Annotated in this window: 10 protein-coding genes and 1 pseudogene; 6 read left to right on the plus strand and 5 right to left on the minus strand. The window is 43.0% G+C overall.

All coding sequences use genetic code 11. The features are described 5' to 3' along the window. The first annotated feature begins 31 nt into the window (after positions 1 to 31). From NQ564_RS01905 to NQ564_RS01915, 3 genes are read left to right on the plus strand one after another with little or no spacing between them, the layout of a single operon-like run. The gene (locus NQ564_RS01905) at positions 32 to 316 is read left to right on the plus strand and encodes a hypothetical protein (RefSeq protein ID WP_008149030.1); all 285 of its coding nucleotides are present in this window, start codon (positions 32 to 34) and stop codon (positions 314 to 316) included. A gap of 10 nt (positions 317 to 326) precedes the next feature. After that, positions 327 to 872 (plus strand): lysophospholipid acyltransferase family protein, encoded by a 546-nt coding sequence (locus tag NQ564_RS01910; protein WP_021862246.1) that lies wholly within the window; start codon positions 327 to 329, stop codon positions 870 to 872. Positions 873 to 876: 4 nt separating this feature from the next. Continuing rightward, positions 877 to 1659: an amidohydrolase gene (locus NQ564_RS01915; RefSeq protein ID WP_008149025.1), complete on the plus strand. Its 783-nt coding sequence runs from the start codon at positions 877 to 879 to the stop codon at positions 1657 to 1659. Positions 1660 to 1754: 95 nt separating this feature from the next. On the opposite strand, the gene dnaK is transcribed toward NQ564_RS01915, so the two are convergent. Beyond that, positions 1755 to 3671: a molecular chaperone DnaK gene (gene dnaK / locus NQ564_RS01920; protein WP_008149022.1), complete on the minus strand. Its 1917-nt coding sequence runs from the start codon at positions 3669 to 3671 to the stop codon at positions 1755 to 1757. A 768-nt stretch (positions 3672 to 4439) separates the two neighbouring features. Between dnaK and NQ564_RS01925 the strand changes: the two genes are divergently transcribed. Both NQ564_RS01925 and NQ564_RS01930 read left to right on the plus strand, forming a co-directional pair. Beyond that, positions 4440 to 7607 carry a SusC/RagA family TonB-linked outer membrane protein gene (locus NQ564_RS01925; protein ID WP_129649729.1) on the plus strand — a complete coding sequence of 1056 codons (3168 nt, stop codon included), beginning with the start codon at positions 4440 to 4442 and terminating at the stop codon, positions 7605 to 7607. A 16-nt stretch (positions 7608 to 7623) separates the two neighbouring features. Then, a complete protein-coding gene (locus tag NQ564_RS01930) occupies positions 7624 to 9510 on the plus strand; it encodes a RagB/SusD family nutrient uptake outer membrane protein (protein WP_008149015.1) in 1887 nt (628 codons plus the stop codon). An 86-nt stretch (positions 9511 to 9596) separates the two neighbouring features. Here NQ564_RS01930 and NQ564_RS01935 read toward each other — a convergent pair. Continuing rightward, positions 9597 to 9901, minus strand: a pseudogene (locus NQ564_RS01935) (N-acetylmuramoyl-L-alanine amidase); the annotation flags it as partial. A 278-nt stretch (positions 9902 to 10179) separates the two neighbouring features. Here NQ564_RS01935 and NQ564_RS01940 point away from each other — a divergent pair. After that, positions 10180 to 11580 carry a putative oxidoreductase C-terminal domain-containing protein gene (locus NQ564_RS01940; RefSeq protein WP_008149012.1) on the plus strand — a complete coding sequence of 467 codons (1401 nt, stop codon included), beginning with the start codon at positions 10180 to 10182 and terminating at the stop codon, positions 11578 to 11580. A gap of 75 nt (positions 11581 to 11655) precedes the next feature. On the opposite strand, the gene NQ564_RS01945 is transcribed toward NQ564_RS01940, so the two are convergent. The 3 genes from NQ564_RS01945 to NQ564_RS01955 form a co-directional block, all read right to left on the minus strand. Then, a complete protein-coding gene (locus tag NQ564_RS01945) occupies positions 11656 to 13128 on the minus strand; it encodes a sulfatase (RefSeq protein ID WP_008149010.1) in 1473 nt (490 codons plus the stop codon). A gap of 78 nt (positions 13129 to 13206) precedes the next feature. Further along, positions 13207 to 14985, minus strand: coding sequence for a RagB/SusD family nutrient uptake outer membrane protein (locus tag NQ564_RS01950; protein ID WP_008149008.1), 1779 nt, complete (start codon positions 14983 to 14985; stop codon positions 13207 to 13209). 11 nt (positions 14986 to 14996) lie between these two features. Beyond that, on the minus strand, positions 14997 to 18383 hold the full coding sequence (locus tag NQ564_RS01955) for a SusC/RagA family TonB-linked outer membrane protein (protein ID WP_008149006.1): 3387 nt from the start codon (positions 18381 to 18383) through the stop codon (positions 14997 to 14999). Positions 18384 to 18395 lie beyond the last annotated feature (12 nt).

An 18395-nucleotide genomic window follows, 5' to 3' on the forward strand; every position in this document is an offset into this window, starting at 1 on the left:
AGATTTGTAGATATTTTAAATGTAGATAACTATGGCTAAAAGAAGAATTTTAAAGAAAGACATCAGCTATGTGGCTGGCGATTTGTTTTCGGAAGCATTGGTTTGTATGCTGTATATCCCGGGAGTCGATTCAGGGAAGGCTGACGTGGTGATGGCGAGAATACTCGATATGCAGGACGAATTTATTCGTCGTGCCAACCGTCCGGACGGAAAAGACAACCCAAAACGGGTGAAAGAATATTATCGTAAATTACGGGCGGATCTGCAAACGGAAGTCAACGCAATAGCAACTGAAATCGGAGAGTTGAGCAAATAGAAAATAAAGAATGAAGAAAGCTATAAGTAAGGCACTTCTTCGCTTGGCCGGCTGGAAACTTGGACCGGTGGTTGAGGATGTGCCTAAATGTGTGATATGTGTGGCTCCGCATACCAGCAATTGGGATTTTATCGTAGGAAAACTGTTTTATACCTCGATTGGTCGTAATGCCAGTTTCCTGATTAAAAAGGAATGGTTCTTTTTCCCGTTCAACCTGTTGTTCGACTGGTTGGGAGGTGTGCCTGTCGATCGCTGTAAGCGAACCTCAGTGACGGACCAGATGGTGGATCAGTTTAACCTGCGGAAAGAATTTCAGCTGGCCGTAACTCCCGAAGGTACACGCAAACGGGTGGATGATTGGAAGAAAGGATTCTACTATATTGCACAAAAAGCCAACGTACCTATCCTGATGGCCTATTTCGACTACGAAAAGAAAGAGGCCGGTTTTAAAGGAGTATTTTATCCTACGGGTGATGCGGATAAAGATATCCGTGAGATCCGTGAGCATTACAGAGGTGTGACAGCTTGTCACCCGGAAAACTTTGTTCAAATTTAATATTATGGCAGATAATTTGCGTATCAGTATGGTCCAGTCCCATATTATTTGGGAGGACAGAGATGAAAACCTGGGGTATTATGGAGAACTGCTCCGGCGGGTCAGTGGTAGGACGGACATAGCCGTTTTGCCGGAAACCTTTACGACAGGTTTCTCTATGGATGTGGAAAAGCTGGCCGACACGATGGACGGGTCTACCATCCCTACCATAAAGGGGTGGGCGAAGAAATATAAACTTGCTGTGGCCGGCAGCTTTATCGCAAAAGAAGACGGGAAATTCTTCAACCGCGCTTTTTTCGTCACGCCCGAAGGTGAGACTTATTTGTATGACAAACGGCATTTATTCCGGATGGCGGGCGAAGACCGGCATTTCACAGCCGGGGATAAACGGACGATCGTACGGTATAAGGACTGGAATATCTGTTTGCAAGTTTGCTATGATCTTCGTTTTCCGGTTTGGAGCCGGAACGTGAACAACGAATATGATCTGCTGATCTATGTCGCCAACTGGCCCGAGGCGCGTAAGAAAGTTTGGAAGACGCTGCTCCAGGCACGTGCTATGGAGAATATGGCGTATGTCTGCGGGGTGAACCGGGTAGGGATCGACGGCAAGGGGTTTGTCTACCGGGGCGATTCCATGATCTTCTCTCCGAAAGGGAAAAAGCTGGCGGATGCTGGCAAACGTGAGGAAGTCACCCGTACGTGTACGCTTACCCGTGCAGACCTGGAAGAACTAAGAGGTAAGTTTCCGGCATGGAAGGACGCGGATATGTTTGAGATCAAATGATATTTCCCAGATAAAATTTCGGATTTGAACATAAAAAAAGCGATTGCTGGTTATTCCCGGCAATCGCTTTTTTTGTGTTATGTGAAAATATGTGTTTACTTCACTTCCTCGAAGTCAACATCCGTTACACCGCCATCCTGCTTGTTGTTTCCGGCGTTGCCACCAGCTTGTTGACCGAAGTCAGGACCCGGTTGTGCGCCACCCTGTGCATTCTGGGCATTGTACATTTCCTGGCTTGCAGCCTGGAATACGCTGTTCAGTTCCGCCATAGCGGCATCGATACCGGCGATATCCTGAGCCTTGTGAGCTTCTTTTAGCTTGTTCAAAGCTGTTTCGATAGGAGCCTTCTTGTCTGCCGGAAGTTTGTCACCCAGATCCTTCAACTGTTTTTCAGTCTGGAAGATCATGCTGTCGGCTTGGTTCAGTTTGTCGATACGTTCTTTTTCTTTCTTATCGGCTTCGGCGTTAGCTTGAGCTTCTTCTTTCATACGTTTTACTTCGTCGTCGCTCAAACCGCTGGAAGCCTCGATACGGATGCTCTGTACTTTTCCGGTGCCTTTGTCCTTAGCCGATACATTCAAGATACCGTTTGCGTCGATATCGAAAGTAACTTCGATCTGAGGAACACCACGCTGTGCGGCTGGAATTCCGTCGAGATGGAAACGACCGATCGATTTATTGTCTTTAGCCAGTGAACGTTCACCCTGCAATACGTGGATCTCTACAGAAGGCTGGTTGTCAACGGCAGTTGTAAATGTCTCAGACTTCTTGGTAGGAATAGTCGTATTGGCTTCGATCAACTTGGTCATTACGCCACCCATTGTTTCGATACCCAATGACAACGGAGTAACATCGAGCAGCAGAACGTCTTTTACTTCACCTGTCAATACACCACCCTGGATGGCAGCACCTACAGCCACTACTTCGTCCGGATTGACACCTTTTGACGGAGCCTTGCCGAAGAATTTTTCAACGATGGCCTGTACAGCCGGAATACGTGTCGAACCACCTACCAGGATTACTTCGTCGATGTCGGAAGTGCTCAAACCTGCATCTTTCAAAGACTGGCGGCAAGGTTCGATACAAGCCTGGATCAGACTGTCTGCCAACTGTTCGAATTTAGCACGTGTCAGTGTCTTGACCAAGTGTTTTGGAACACCGTTTACCGGCATGATATACGGCAGGTTGATTTCCGTGCTTGTCGTACTTGACAATTCGATCTTTGCTTTTTCAGCCGCTTCTTTCAAACGTTGCAAAGCCATCGGGTCCTTACGCAGGTCGACGCCTTCTTCGCGCAGGAATTCTTCTGCCAGCCAGTCGATGATCACATGGTCGAAGTCGTCACCTCCCAGGTGAGTATCACCGTTTGTGGATTTTACTTCAAACACACCGTCTCCTAATTCCAGGATAGAGATATCGAATGTACCGCCACCCAAGTCGAATACGGCGATCTTCATGTCTTTGTTCGTTTTGTCCAAACCGTAAGCCAAAGATGCGGCAGTCGGTTCGTTTACGATACGGCGAACGTTCAAACCTGCAATTTCACCGGCTTCCTTAGTAGCCTGGCGCTGTGCGTCGCTAAAGTAGGCCGGAACGGTGATAACGGCTTCCGTTACTTCCTGTCCTAAATAGTCTTCAGCAGTTTTCTTCATTTTCTGAAGTACCATTGCGGAAATTTCCTGCGGAGTATAGAGACGTCCTTCGATATCGACACGCGGTGTATTGTTGTCACCACGAACTACCTTATAAGGTACGCGGTTGATTTCTTTCTGAACCTGATCATAGGTTTCACCCATGAAACGTTTGATAGAGAATATTGTTTTTTCCGGGTTTGTGATAGCCTGACGTTTTGCAGGATCACCTACCTTACGTTCACCTCCTTCAACAAATGCAACGATTGAAGGCGTCGTTCTTTTTCCTTCGCTGTTTGCAATTACAACCGGTTCGTTACCTTCCAATACGGCAACACAAGAATTGGTTGTTCCTAAGTCGATTCCGATAATTTTTCCCATAATTTTCTACTATTTTATATTGTTATTATTTTCCTGTATTTGCTTTTCTCTTTCGAGTTGCATTAACTATTCTACAAATCGTATGCCAAAGTAACAAGGATAGGTTTAGAAAAGTTCAGGTGGCAGGAAGTGTGACAATACGTCAGTTTCTCTTGCTGCCCCTAACGAAAATATGGATTATATTATAATATGTATGTTAGTAGATTTTTTTTGTGGATATGGCAGAATATGAAGTTGAGCCTATGCTTTGATAAAATGGCTAACCGTATGAGTAGGGGGTTACCTGTTGGACGACCGAGAAGAGGTTGTCGCGAAGAATGTTTTTTCTGATGAAGATTTTTTTTGTAATGTATTGAATCGTAGAAGCTTGTTACTTTTTTGTAAAAAAAAGAATATATATTTATGAATATTCAATTTTAGTCAATAACTTTGGCGCCCAAAATGAATATTCTTTTGATCAATTTAATTTAGACAGTGTAATTTGCTATTAACTTAGGACAATGATGTTATGAACATGTGCTGAATGTTGAGATATGTGTTTTTAAATTCTTGATTTACAAAAGGTTGTTTACTTGTCTGGAATATAAAACTACATAGAAAGTATTGAATAGTTTCCTCTTTAGGTCATTATTCGAATGGGATAACATGGTTTTAAGTAAATGTGTTAACGCGCACATTTGCAGTGAATAAGCTTGTCGTATTGATTGTTATGCGAATCTATAAATTCTAATATAAACTATCAAACTTAATACTAAACTGAAAAATTGTATGAAGAATCGTGTTTTTAGTTTCTTACCCCGATTTAGTATCTTGTTGCTATTTTTGGGGATGGTTATTGGCGAAGCCTATGCGCAATCGCAGACGATAACCGGTGTTGTTAAGGATCAGACGGGTGAACCGCTGATCGGTGTGAACGTAATGGAAAAGGGCACTACGAATGGCTCTATTACGGATGTGGATGGAAAATATAGCCTGACTGTCAATGGCAGCAAGGCTATTGTTACATTTTCTTATATCGGATATTTGTCACAGGACATTACGGTTGGAAACCAGAAAATGATTGATGTGACGATGAAAGAAGATACGGAAGAACTGGAGGAAGTTGTTGTGATCGGTTACGGTACGGCAAAGAAAAAAGACTTGACCGGTGCTATTTCGACTGTGAAAGCGGAAAACATGGAAAAGGAGACTCCCCGTTCTGTACAGGACCTTTTGCGTGCAAGTGCTTCCGGTCTTTCTATCGGTATTTCGACAGATGCTGCCGGTACGGCTAATTTGCAGGTGCGTGGTAAAAATACGCTGACTGCAGGATCTTCTCCTTTGTTGGTTTTGGACGGTGTTATTTATGACGGCGATTTGTCTGATATCAATCCGATGGATATTCAGTCAGTAGATGTATTGAAGGACGCCAGCTCCGTAGCCGTTTATGGTGCAAAAGCCGCGAATGGCGTAGTTGCCATTACAACTAAGAAAGGTAAAACAGGCAAACCGGTTGTATCTTTCAATGCAAATGTCGGTTTTGCACAGCCTTCACGTATTCCGGCAGCCTTGGATGGTCCCGGATTTATCCAGTTCCGTAAAGACTATCAGGAAGGCAAACTGACTCCGGAAGAAATGGCAAAAGTACCGGGTAAATTTACAGACCCGCGTCAATTAAGCGGCCTTGGAGTCGATCCGTTGACTTGGTATAACTATGACCAGTCAACTCCTGTAACGACTTTGCCTTCCGAACAGGAAATGCTGACAACCTGGTTAGGCCGTCTGGATTTCAAGACTGTTGAAATTGAAAACTATCTGAACGGTGTTGAAACAAATTGGGATGATATTGTCTTCCAAACTGCTTTACAGCAGGATTATACTGCCAGTATAAGCAATAAGAAAGAGGATCTTTCTTATTATTGGTCTTTAGGATATGCTGACCGCGAAGGCATTCGCGTTGGCGATCGTTTCAAGAACTTCCGTACCCGTTTGAACTTGGAATCGAAAGTAACCAACTTCCTGACTATCGGTTTGACTTCCCAGTTCGCGACTAAAGACAAGGGTGCACAGGCTGCCGATGTTACTCAGCGTACAAATAACTCACCTTATACCCCCAATGATATCGATGATCCGGACAGCCCGTATCGTATGTATCCTTCCGGTGACAACAATGGTAAGAATCCGTTTTTCGATAACATGTATCGTGACAAACGCGAAATTGAACATACGCTGAATGCAAATATTTATGCGATTGTAAAACTTCCGTTTGGAATTGAGTATCAAATGAACTATACCCCGAAATATAAATGGTATGAGTTTATGAAACATGAATCAGCCGAACATCCTGAATGGGCAGGAAAAGGTGGATATGCAGAGCGTAGAAATTCAAAAAGCTTTAACTGGTTATTAGATAATATCATCCGCTGGAAACATCAATTTAACGGAGGACATAATTTTGAAGTGACCTTATTGGCAAATGCTGAAAAAGGACAATATTGGGATACGTATGTAGGTGCTCAGAATTTCTCACCGAGCGATTTGCTGGGTTATCATAATATGGGAGCCGGGACTGTTCTGTCTTTCTTGCAAGATGATGGTAAAAACCAGGATACATACAGGACTGGCGATGCTTTGATGGGACGTCTGTATTATTCTTATAAGGATAAATATATGGTGACGGCCTCTGTTCGTCGTGACGGTTATTCTGCTTTTGGTATGATGAACCCGCGTGCGACTTTCCCTGCTGTCGCTTTAGGATGGGTTTTCACTTCCGAGAAATTTATGGAACCGGCAAGCGATTGGTTGAATTACGGTAAGTTGCGTTTCTCATGGGGACAGAACGGTAACCGTGATATCGGTCAGTATGAAGCATTGGCATGGCTGAAATCATCTTTGAGTCCGTTTATCGATCAGAATGGTAATATCTATGTGACATCACAGGTCTATGTAGACCACATGGGTAACACGGCTTTGAAATGGGAGCGTACCGGTTCTTATAATATCGGTTTGGACTTTTCTTTGTTCAACGACAGATTGAGAGGTTCTATGGAAACCTATATGTCTGAAACGAACGACTTGTTGGTTAAACGTTCTTTGCCGAATATCACCGGGTTCTCTGATGTAAAGGCAAACTTGGGTGCTTTGACAAACCGTGGTTTTGAATTGTCTCTGAATGGTGATGTGATGAGCAGAAAGGACTTTAACTGGAATTCGAGCGTTACTTTCTCTTTCAACCGTCGTAAGATCAAACATCTTTACGGAGATATGGAAGACATCAAGGATGAAAACGGTAATGTGATTGGTCAGAAGGAAGCTGACGACTACAAAAACAAGTGGTTTATCGGTCATGACCCCGACCAGATCTGGGATTACGAAGGTGATGGCGTATGGCAGCTTGGAGAAGAGGAAGAAGCGGCCAAATATGGAAATAAGCCGGGTGACTTCAAATATGTAGACCAGAATGGCGATGGAGTATTGAATGACCAGGATAAAGTGTTCCAGAAGTACAAAACTCCCCGTTTCTACCTGTCTTGGAGAAATGAGTTCACTTATAAAGACTTCTCTTTGTCTTTCATGATGTATTCTCATATCGGAACATACGGTACATTCAATCCGGCTGCAAACGCCATTGAATTGGCAGACCGTCGCAGTGCTTTGGATATCGAACGCTGGACAGTCAATAACCCGACAAATGAATATGGACGTCTGGGATCGAAGAACTTGGGTAACCATTACGTGAACAAGTCTTTTGTGCGTATGGAAAATATCTCTCTTTCTTATAATGTTCCGAAGAACTTTTTGAAGAAGGTTTCCGTACAGAACATGCGTTTGTCTTTAAGCGTGCGTAATCCGTTCGTATTGTCTGGATATACATTCAGAGATCCTGAAGAAGATCCGGATAAAAACGACTTGTGGGTTCCGAGAACATTCAATATTGGTGTAAACTTTACTTTATAAAAGAGGAGATTGAATAATGAAACATATAAAGAAATGTCTTATTTTGGCAGTAGCCGGATTGCCTTTGTTAAATTCTTGTAGCGACAGTTGGTTGGAACCGAAGCCTCTGTCTATCTATACTCCGGAAAATACATATGTGGATGCAGATGGTTTGTATGCTGCATTGGTTGCTTGTGAACGTAATATGCGTCATGAGTTTTTCGGAGACGGCGCTCCGATCACAACCGACATGTATACGACAGACTTAGCTGTCACTGGTACGACCGATAAATCAGGGCCTTTGATAGATATGGATGCGGATCTGTTGCCGAGCCGTACAGCAAACGATGTGAATAAAAACAAGATCGGATGGTACTGGGATGAAGGATTCAAAGGAATCAAATATGCCAATATCGTTCTGAACCGTATGAAGAATGCGACGTTCAAAGATGAAGCTGAAGAAAACGCAGTACGGGGTGCCGCCTATTTCCAGCGTGCATATCGTTATTACAAGCTGACACATCTGTTTGGAGATGTTCCTTATCTGAGCCAGGAGATTGAAACACCGAAAGTGGATTTCTACACGTATGACCGTTGGAGCATTCTGGAACAGATAGAAAAAGATATGGAGTTCGCTTATCAGTGGGTACCGGAGAAGGTCGATAGAGGAAAACCTTCCAAATGGGCTTGCGGTGTATTGCTGATGAAAGTTTGTATGTCGTTGGGTCATTTTGACAGAGCGATCGAAATCGGAAAAGAAGTTATCGCTGCCAACCCGTTGATGACCGAACGTTTTACGACAAACAAAACAAAGCCGAATACGAACTTGATGCATGACCTGCATAGTGTGGAAGCTAAAATGGATATGTCAAATACGGAGGGTATCCTGTATGTCGTGTCTTATCCGGAAGTAGAAGGTCGTGACAGAATCAATACGATGCGTAATGCCACTCCTTATTGGGCGAATGGATCGATTAAGACTCCTGACGGTAAGACGGGTATGTCTATTGTTCCGGCAAATGAAGCCAAAGGTACCGAGTTGGATAATGATGCCAATGTAGGTCGTGGTATCGGAACTTGCCGTCCGACCAATTATTATCAGTATGACATCTGGACGGAAAAGGAGAAAAACGACTTGCGTGGTGTATATAACCGCGATAGCTGGAAGGGTGTGTTCGACCTATACTATAATGCTCCGGCTCTTAAAGGAACAGAATGGTATGGTAAACATCCGGTAAAACCTGTCGGTATGTCTGTTTCGGATTCTATCCGTTGCTGGTTCCAGTGGCCTCATTATAAAACGTTTGTTCCGGACCCTTCCGTGACAACAGACCGTAGAGGCGGTGAAACTCCTTGGTATATTTATCGTTCGGCAGAAGTATATCTGATGTTGGCTGAATGTTATTATTGGAAAGATATGAAACAGGAGGCTGCCAATATGATGAACGTGGTGCGTCAGCGTGCCGGTGCAGAATCTCTGGCTGCTTCGGATATCAATATCGGTACGGTTCTGGACGAACGTGCACGTGAATTGTATTACGAAGAAAACCGCCATGTGGAACTTTCCCGTATTTCATATGTGTATGCTTTGACAGGTAAAGCATGTGAAGTATTTGGCGGTCATGTCTACAAATTGGATAATTTCTCTGGTCCGAAAGGTACGAGTGTAAATTGTAAGGATGCTGGCGTGAACTTCTATTTCGATTGGGTTTCTGCCAAGAACAATTTCTATAACAAAGGAATAAAGACAAACTATGCTGAATATCGTTTCAGTACGCATCATGTTCTTTGGCCGATCCCGGAAGGTTCTATCACATCCAACACCGGTGGCGTTATCAACCAGAATGTGGGCTATCCGGGTACTGAGAACAATATCACTCCGTTGAAGGTTGGTCAGGAAGTTCCTTCTGAATCAGCCCAGTAAACAAGGAAAACGCGCACAATAACAACACCGCGTAAACGAGAAGCGTACGGTCGCAGGATGTCCTGCGGTGCGTACGCTTTTTTCGTTTAAAGAAAAAGTCCAACTCCGGATCTTAGGGTAACTGCACTCAAATGGCCCTTATATTCCTTTACCGCGTCGAACGAAGGGCAGGCCTTTTGGGGTTCAAGTCGCAGTGTCCTACGGTGAGGGCTGCCGGGAATTGGCGGCCTAACTCCTGCAACAACTGCGTGAGGGCTGCCTTCTGGGCAGGCGTGCGGGTGTCTCGCGGGAGGCCTTCACCGTCCAGTCCCCCTTCGTAGCAGATGCCGATGCTGTGACGGTTGTGGCCGAAGCAATGCGCCCCCTCCAGGGAGAGCGGCCGGCCGGGGTGGGGAAGAGGGCGAAGTCTGTGATGAATTGGTTCTCGGAGGATATCTGCAAGTTGTAGCCGGGCATGATAAGATATAGGGCAAACATTCGGGCAGCCAGGAGAAATTTTGGTGGAGGAGCTTGGCAGTCATATGGACGAAAGTAATCCGGTAGCTGTGATTGTCGAATAAAATCTTCTTGTTTTATAGCGAAGTCATAGAGATGATTTTGTTTTTATATTATCTTTGTGGCCGCAAACAGTCTAATGTAAAAGCTTATCAATAATTTAATTATAATAGTATGAAAAACTATCTTGTATTTTCTATGGCGGCTCTGTTGGTTGGAGCTTCTTGTAACACAAAGCAGGAGAAGGCGGCTGAAGGCTTTACCGGCGCACCGGGAGAAGTTAAGTTGATCACGCTCGATCCCGGACATTTCCATGCCGCATTAGTGCAGAAAGTGTCTTATCCGCAAGTTTCTAAAGATGTTTATGTGTACGCACCCACCGGTTTCGACGTGGATGAGCACTTGAAACGTATCCAGGGATTCAACACACGTGCGGAGAATCCGACAGCTTGGAATGAAATCGTTTATACGGGAGATGATTACCTGGAAAAAATGTTGGCCGAGAAGAAGGGAAACGTGATGATCCAGGCGGGAAACAACGGCAAGAAGACCGAATATATCAAGAAAACGCTTGAGGCCGGCATCAATGTGCTTTCCGACAAGCCGATGGCGATCAACAGCCAGAGCTTTAAATTGCTGGAAGAATGTTTTGCTATCGCTAAACAGAAAAACATCATGCTGTATGACATCATGACTGAACGGAATGAAATCACTACGATGTTGCAGCGTGAACTTTCCACTATCCCGGCTATTTATGGCGAGCAGTTGAAAGGTTCTCCCGAAGAACCGGCTATCGTGAAGGAGAGTGTGCATCATCTGTTTAAGCTGGTCGACAATAAACCGCTGACTCGTCCGGTATGGTATCTTGATGTGACTCAGCAGGGGGAAGGTATCGTCGATGTGACGACTCATCTGGTTGATCTTGTGCAGTGGGAAGCATTCCCGGATCAGGTGATCGACTACAAGAAAGATATCGAACTGATAGATGCCAACCGCTGGACAACTTCTATCAGCCCTGAAGAATTCAAACAGGTGACGGGAACGGAAGCTTATCCTGATTTCTTGAAGAAAGATGTAGAAAACGATACATTGAAAGTATATTGCAACGGTGATATCGTTTATAAGATCAAAGGGGTAACAGCGAAGGTTTCGGTGATCTGGAATTATACCTTCCCCAAAGGTGGCGGTGATACCCATTTCTCCGTCATGAAAGGCAGCAAGGCCGACTTGGTCATCCGCCAGGGCAAGGAACAGAACTATCAGCCGGAACTGTTTGTCGAAGCAGTGAAAGGAGTGGATCTGGCCGCTTACGAAAAGGACCTTACCGCTTCTATGGAAAAAGTCTCAGCCGAATATCCTGGTGTGGCCTTGAATAAGGTAGGCGACGGCGTATGGCAAGTCGAAATCCCCGCAAAATACCGTGTAGGCCATGAAGCTCATTTCGGCCAAGTGACGGAACATTTCCTTGACTATCTGAAAGACGGCAAACTGCCGGATTGGGAAGTGCCTAATATGCTGGCTAAGTATTACACGACAACTTCGGCGCTGGATATGGCGAAAGCGAAGACAAAATAAATGTATTGAGATGAAATGGAAGAGAGAGTATGTGCCGGAAGTACAATTGGGCACATACTCTCTTTTGGTATTCTGCTAATAATCAAATCTGACACCCTTCTCCCAAAGAGGCAGTAACTTGTTTACAATGTGGGGGTTCTCTTGCGCTATATTTTTACGCTCGATGCGGTCCGGCCCGTATTGATAAAGTTCGGTGATCGTTTCTCCTTTTTTATTATAACGAGTAAGACGATATTCCGGAGTCCGGAGGGTTATACAATTCCGATAGTAGCTATAAGCGGCGTCTGTCCATTTGGGATTATCAGGATTGTTGAGCAAGGTTGCAAAACTATGCCCGTCCAGTCCTTTGGGCAAGGAGATTTTGCAAAGTTCCATAAGAGTCGGATAAATATCTATAGAACTGACAATCCTGTTATTTTTAATCCCTGGCTTACACTGGGGAGCTTTTATTACGAGTGCGCTGCTCAGAGAAGTTTCATGTAGTGTATGTTTCCCCCAAACACGCAGATCTCCTAAGTGCCATCCATGATCTCCCCATAGAATAATAATCGTATTATCCATTTTTCCGCTGGCTTCAAGGGCATCTAATACTTTTCCTACTTGAGCGTCCATATAACTTACGCAAGCAAAATAGGCGTGACGGAGTTTGCGTGCATATTCGTCAGAAACTCTATTTTTTATGGAAGGCATTTCGTCTCCTGATTGATAGCTCTTGAACTCTGCGCTTTCATGTAGGCTGACCGGATCGCATCCTTCCGGAATGTCGGGCATAGGTGAAATGGGGATAGAGGCTTCATCATACATATCCCAATATTTTTTAGGGGATGTGAAAGGTAAATGAGGCTTGAAAAAACCGACAGCCAGGCAGAACGGTTCATTCTTAGCTGTTAGCTCGTTTAGCTTTTTGACTGCCAGATTTGCCGTTAGCCCGTCCGGATAGCCTTCATCGGCGACATCTGCACATTCGTATGGTTTCACTTGTTTTTTGCGACTTTGCCGGTTACTTCCATCTGCATATCCGAAAAAGGCATTCCAACCGTTTCCCCATTTTCCGGCATCGAAAAGCATTTCATCCCAACTATAAGGTAGTTCCGGTTTTTCGGTTTTCGGAGCTTCATAGCCATACAGGCAGCCGTCGACATAGTGGCTTATCTTTCCGATACCGACAGTATAATAGCCATTTCTGCGTAAATGGTGGAACATAGTTTCCGGGATTTCTCCTTCCGGTTTATCTGACAGCCTTGTCCGGCATGCTTCGTTGGAGAGGTCCGATTTGTCTTTAGGAAAATGTCCAGTCAACATACTGGCTCGTGACGCTCCGCTTGTCGGGACTTGTACATAATGTTGGAAAAATAAACTGCCTTGTGATGCCAGCCGGTCGATGTTCGGGGTTTTTACAACAGAACCATAAGCACCTAATTCCCGGCGAAGGTCGTCTACGCATATAAAAAGTATATTAGGCTTCGTCTCGTTTGCCTTTTTTTGTGCATAGCCTTGAAAAGGCAATGCCAGCAAACAGACCGATAGCAAAGGATAATTCTTCTTCATGATATCTAAATTGAATGTGAATACAAAAGATTTACAAATATAACCTACCGGTCGATAATAGCCGGTAGGTTTAGAAAATTATTGTTGATCGTCTATGGCTGTTAATGGAGGAATATTTTTTTCGTACCCGATATAGCCTTTATTCTGGTTAATGGTTCCTCCTTGGTTGCTATCGATGGCATTTGCCGGAATGGGCCAAAGGACATGGAATGGGCTTATTTTGAATACGTTTGTTCCCCATAAGATATCACCTGCCTTATAAAATTCATTTTTAGCAACAGTCCGGTCATACCAGAAATTTTTTTCGGAAAAATTTTCTAAGGAATAGCCGTTTAACCCTTTTTCTGCCATGATAAAGGCGATTCTGGTTAATTCCGTTTTTCTGAATTCTTCAGCGAAAAGTTCTCTGGCTCTTTCATCTAATATATACTCTATTGAAACTTGTGAAGCTACAATAGGATCGGCTTTTGCGCGTACTCTTACCGAGTTTATATCGGCAGCGGCTTTATCTGTTTGATTTAGCCAATAGTAGGCTTCTGCTCTTAAAAGATAAGTCTCGGCCAACCTGAATAAATACCAGTCCGAATGTCCTCCATATGGCTGATCGGGTCTTTCTTCATCTTCGACATATACTTTGTAATAAGGGAAAGGATACCAGCAATGGATGGTGTCTTTGGGATTTGTGTATTGTATCTGTACGGGTTGTCCGAAATATTTGGAAGATGGATTGTTGTAAATGAATTTATCGACAGAGAACCAGTTTACTTGATTGTCATGCCTCAAGTCTTTATTACAGTTATTCCATATTTCATAATTGTAATAACTGCAAGGCCGGACATAACCGACTCCTCTTCCTATTTTTATGACAAATTCATTTCCTTGTGTGTCGATAGTTCCTCTTTTTCCGTCGGGATCTTTCATGTAGGACGAATTCCACCAAGAGGGAACATAGCGACGCATAGCCTGGGTGCCTCCACTTATTTCTGCTTCCGGAAATCCGTAACGTTCCTGTACGACAAGGATGCCTTCTTTATTTGAAGATGAGCTTTTATTGTCTTTTTGATGGAGATCCCAGATCGTATTAAACTGAGGATCGGAAGCATCTACCCCGAAGCGGTCAGTCATTAAAAAGTGAATTCCGTCGTTAATGACCGCAGAAGAGGCGTCGACAGCTTCTGTGAATTTTCCATTTGACAGATATATTTTTGTAAGCAAATGGTTGCCGGCAGCCTTAGAGACTGCTCCGGGAACAGCTGTTTTGGGTAGCCACTGGACAGCCCATGCTAAATCTTCTTCTATTTTTGCAAGTATCGTTTTTCGTGAGTGCGTATAGAAGTCGATTTTAGGAGCCGTATGTTCTATATTCAAAAAGGGGACATCTCCATATAAATGGACTAATCTATAATACCAATAGGCTCTGTGAAAATATGCTTCAGCAATAATTGCATTTTTGATTTCTTCTGTGTCGAATTTGCCATTGTCGATACGCGACAGAATAACATTCGCATTTCGTATCTGGTTATATCCTCTTGTCCAAATCTCATGGAAGTCATAGGTCGTACCGGTCCCTGTCGGTAATACTTGAGTATCAAAATTATGTATGGCATTAGCTGCTTTATTGGCACTGATTGCAATATCTGAGGCGATTAATTCAGAAGCCAGGCCCCCTCCTTCTCCGTAGAAATCGGGGCGTAAGTTTTTACGGAGGTTAACCAGTATTCCGTCAAATCCGGCCTTATCCGTATAAATAGATTCCGGAGTGAAGATAGAAAGGGGCTTTATCTCCAAGAAATCGTCTCCGCATGAAACGGTTGTAAACAGAGACGCACAAATGATATATTTTATCCAGTTTTTCATAACTTGTTTATTTATAATGTGACATCAATTCCAAATGTAAAGATTCGAGGCATAGGAGTGTTTCCAGATTCAGGATCCCAACCAGACCATTTTGTGAAAGTTAGCAGGTTACGTCCACTCAAATATACTTTACAATGTCCTACTTTCAGATTTTTGAGAATATTTTCCGGGATATTGTATGCTATGGACAAGTCTTGCAAACGTACAAAACTGCTCCTTTCATAAATGTTGTATCCAGGTGTGTTTACCGTATTTAACCGTGTATATTTGTTTGTCGGGGTTTCCGGAGTCCAGTAAGGTAATGCATAACTGTTGGCTCTATCCTCGACATTAGACGTGTTGCTCAATAGACTGTTTGCTCTCCAATGTCCTAAATCTGCACGGATGAAACAAGAAATCTGGAAGTTTTTGAAAAGAGTAAAGTCATTTCGAAGTCCTAAACGGAAGCGTGGCTTTGTATAACCTTGAAATACTTTATCTTCCTGAGTAGACACTCCGTCTCCATTAGGATCGTATAATTTGACATCGCCAGGAGCTTTCCCGAATGATTTAGCCAATTCTTCTTCTCCAAGCTGGTAAATACCAAGGAATTTGTAATCCCATATCCGATCTATTGATTGTCCGATAAACCATCCATTGTCGATATCATCACCTTCTCTTTGTCCGATAACATTGCCATTTTCGTCTAAAATGTTGATTGTTTCTCCATAGAGATGTTTGATCTTGTTTCTATTAAATGAGAACGTCAATGTCGAGTTCCAACTGAAATCCTTATTTTGGATATTATAGCTATTAAGAGTCATTTCAAATCCTTTGTTTTGCAATTCTCCCATATTAGACATTACATTGTCGTATCCAATAATTGTCGGTAGGCTGCGTTTTAACAACAAGTCATTTGTAATCATGCTATAATAATCGACCGAACCATTTAACCGGCTATCTAAAACGGAAAAGTCCAGACCTAAATTTAAAGCTTTAGTCTTTTCCCATTTTAGATATTGGTTCGCCAGTGAACTACTGTATATACCTGAGATCAATGTGCTTCCAGTCAGGTATTTGTTTGTTTCAAGTTTTGCCAATGCATCATAAATCCCTATATCCCGGTTACCGTTTATTCCATAAGAGGCTCTGACTTTGAGATTATTTATCCATTTGATATTGAAGAACGATTCGTCTGATAAATTCCAGGCTAAAGCTCCGGATGGAAAAGTAGCGTAAGGATTTTCCATACCAAAAGCCGAATATCCGTCTCTACGAATAGATAGAGTTAGGAAATAGCGATTCATGAGCGTGTAATTCAGACGGCCCATTATTGCGGTACCGGTCGAATAAGTATCTTCATTTTTAATAGTTGGTGATCCTCCCGTCCCTAATTGATGGAAGCCCAATGCTTCACTGGGGGTAAAATTTACATTTTCGCCTGTATCTTTCCATGTTTGTTTCTTTTCTGCATTGTATAAGAATGTTGCATAAAAATCATGGACTCCAAAAGTTTTTTTCCATGCAATGATGTTGTCTATTTGCCATTCGTAAAGCGAATAATTGATACGCCGCCCGAAGCCACCTGTCTTGTTGCCACTTGGGATACTTGACGGATCATAGTAATAGTTCTTTTGCCAATCATAGCGATTGATATAAGAAACTTTGTAACTAAAACCGAATGGCAGTTTCAGGTCGGCATACATGGTGGCAAACAGATTTTGGGTGACATTGAATTTGTCCCGTTTTCTGTATAAAAGAAATGGGTTTTGTTCAATTCCTGAATCGTCATGAGGATACCATTTTAGTTCTCCGTTTTCATCATAAGGTTGTCCTAAAGGACTCTGGCGGCTTATATTCGATAATTTGATGGCTTCATTACTTTCATCTTTGTTGCTAAATTGAGCATTGATTCCCACTGTCAGAAATTCGGCAACTTTGGTATCTGCATTAATACGGGAACGGATTGTTTTATACTCATCTCCTTTTATATAACCTTGATTGTCTGTATAGCCTAATGACCAGTAATATTTAGTTTTGCCAATGCCTCCGGATATGTTGACATTGTAGTTTTGCCTTAATCCGGGACGTGTAGCTTCACCATACCAATCATAGGCATTCCCATTCAGATAGTTTTGTTGTTCGATATCACGCAAATTCAGACGTGTCATCCAAGTCAGAATTGGATCGGACTGGTATGAGGCATCGTAATTTTGCCAAGTATCTACGTCAATGCCTTCCGGTAACTGATTAGGATTGTTGTAATATCCTTCTGGCTTGTCTGGATTTATTCTGCGTTGGAAATCTTGTCTGCGTTGGATGAATCCAGATAAATCATTCGGTTTGATTTCGTTGGTAAAATCTGTTAAACCCAGTTGTGCGGAGAAATTTATACTCATTTTTTCCCCTTTGCCTTGTTTGGTATTGATGATTACAACACCGGCGGCAGACCTTGAACCGTATACAGCAGCAGAGCTGGCATCTTTCAATACGTCTATAGTTTCGATATCCGATGGATTGATGTCATTGATAGAACCATTGAAGATAACCCCGTCCAATACAATCAAGGGTGAATTGTTGGCTGAAAGTGAAGCGGGACCTCGTATTTCCATTTCACTAGCTCCGGAAGCAGAAGTCCCGATGTTAGAGTTAAAACCAGCAACAGTTCCATTCAACATATCCAATACGTTCGTACTTTGCTGAGTGGCATATTTATCAGCTTTTACCTGGGCGATGGCCCCGGTAAGGTCTTTTTTCTTTACAGCTCCGTAGCCGATTACGACAACTTCCTCCAAGGCTTGCTGATCTTCTTGCAAAACCACTTTTAAGATGGATTTCCTGTCAATTGTGATTTCTTGTGTGTTGTAGCCGATATAAGATATTTGCAAAATATCTCCCTCGCTTGCTTCCAGGCTGAATTTGCCGTCGACATCGGTAATTGTGCCGGTTGTGCTACCTTTTACTAAGACGTTAGCTCCGATGACAGATTCTCCTTGTGTGTCGATGACTGTTCCGGAAATAGTTTTGATCTGTGCTTTGAACAAGGCAATGTGCTTATTTGATATACGAAAAGAAATATTTCTTTTGCTGCGGAATAAGTTTCGCAGCAACTCGTTTAGATCCATATTTGTTCCCTGGATAGAGGTTTTTTCGTTTCGGTCGATCTCGGATGTGTTATAAACAAATTTGTATCCGGTCTTTTCCTCTATCTCATTGAAAATCTCTTCATATGTTGCATTCTGCTTATTCAGAGACAGTTTTACCGCTTGTGCATGAACGAAGGTAATATTGACGAACAAAAACAATAAAAGAAGTCCTAAAAGATTGATTCCGTGTTTGAAAATTCTTTTTAAAGAGGAATAATGTTCCTCACAGGTAAAATCCTTTGGATTTTGCCTGATAAATAAAATTTTATCCATAATTTTGTATGT

The organism is Parabacteroides johnsonii DSM 18315 (assembly GCF_025151045.1).
GTDB classification, from domain to species: domain Bacteria; phylum Bacteroidota; class Bacteroidia; order Bacteroidales; family Tannerellaceae; genus Parabacteroides; species Parabacteroides johnsonii.

What these genes read in the sequence shown, in the direction of transcription:
- NQ564_RS01910 (WP_021862246.1), top strand. Translation starts at nt 327, where the DNA reads ATGAAGAAAGCTATAAGTAAGGCACTTCTTCGCTTGGCCGGCTGGAAA.
- NQ564_RS01950 (WP_008149008.1), bottom strand. Translation starts at nt 14,985, where the DNA reads ATGAAAAACTGGATAAAATATATCATTTGTGCGTCTCTGTTTACAACC.
- NQ564_RS01955 (WP_008149006.1), bottom strand. Translation starts at nt 18,383, where the DNA reads ATGGATAAAATTTTATTTATCAGGCAAAATCCAAAGGATTTTACCTGT.
- NQ564_RS01915 (WP_008149025.1), top strand. Translation starts at nt 877, where the DNA reads ATGGCAGATAATTTGCGTATCAGTATGGTCCAGTCCCATATTATTTGG.
- NQ564_RS01930 (WP_008149015.1), top strand. Translation starts at nt 7,624, where the DNA reads ATGAAACATATAAAGAAATGTCTTATTTTGGCAGTAGCCGGATTGCCT.
- NQ564_RS01945 (WP_008149010.1), bottom strand. Translation starts at nt 13,128, where the DNA reads ATGAAGAAGAATTATCCTTTGCTATCGGTCTGTTTGCTGGCATTGCCT.
- NQ564_RS01940 (WP_008149012.1), top strand. Translation starts at nt 10,180, where the DNA reads ATGAAAAACTATCTTGTATTTTCTATGGCGGCTCTGTTGGTTGGAGCT.
- NQ564_RS01905 (WP_008149030.1), top strand. Translation starts at nt 32, where the DNA reads ATGGCTAAAAGAAGAATTTTAAAGAAAGACATCAGCTATGTGGCTGGC.
- NQ564_RS01925 (WP_129649729.1), top strand. Translation starts at nt 4,440, where the DNA reads ATGAAGAATCGTGTTTTTAGTTTCTTACCCCGATTTAGTATCTTGTTG.
- dnaK (WP_008149022.1), bottom strand. Translation starts at nt 3,671, where the DNA reads ATGGGAAAAATTATCGGAATCGACTTAGGAACAACCAATTCTTGTGTT.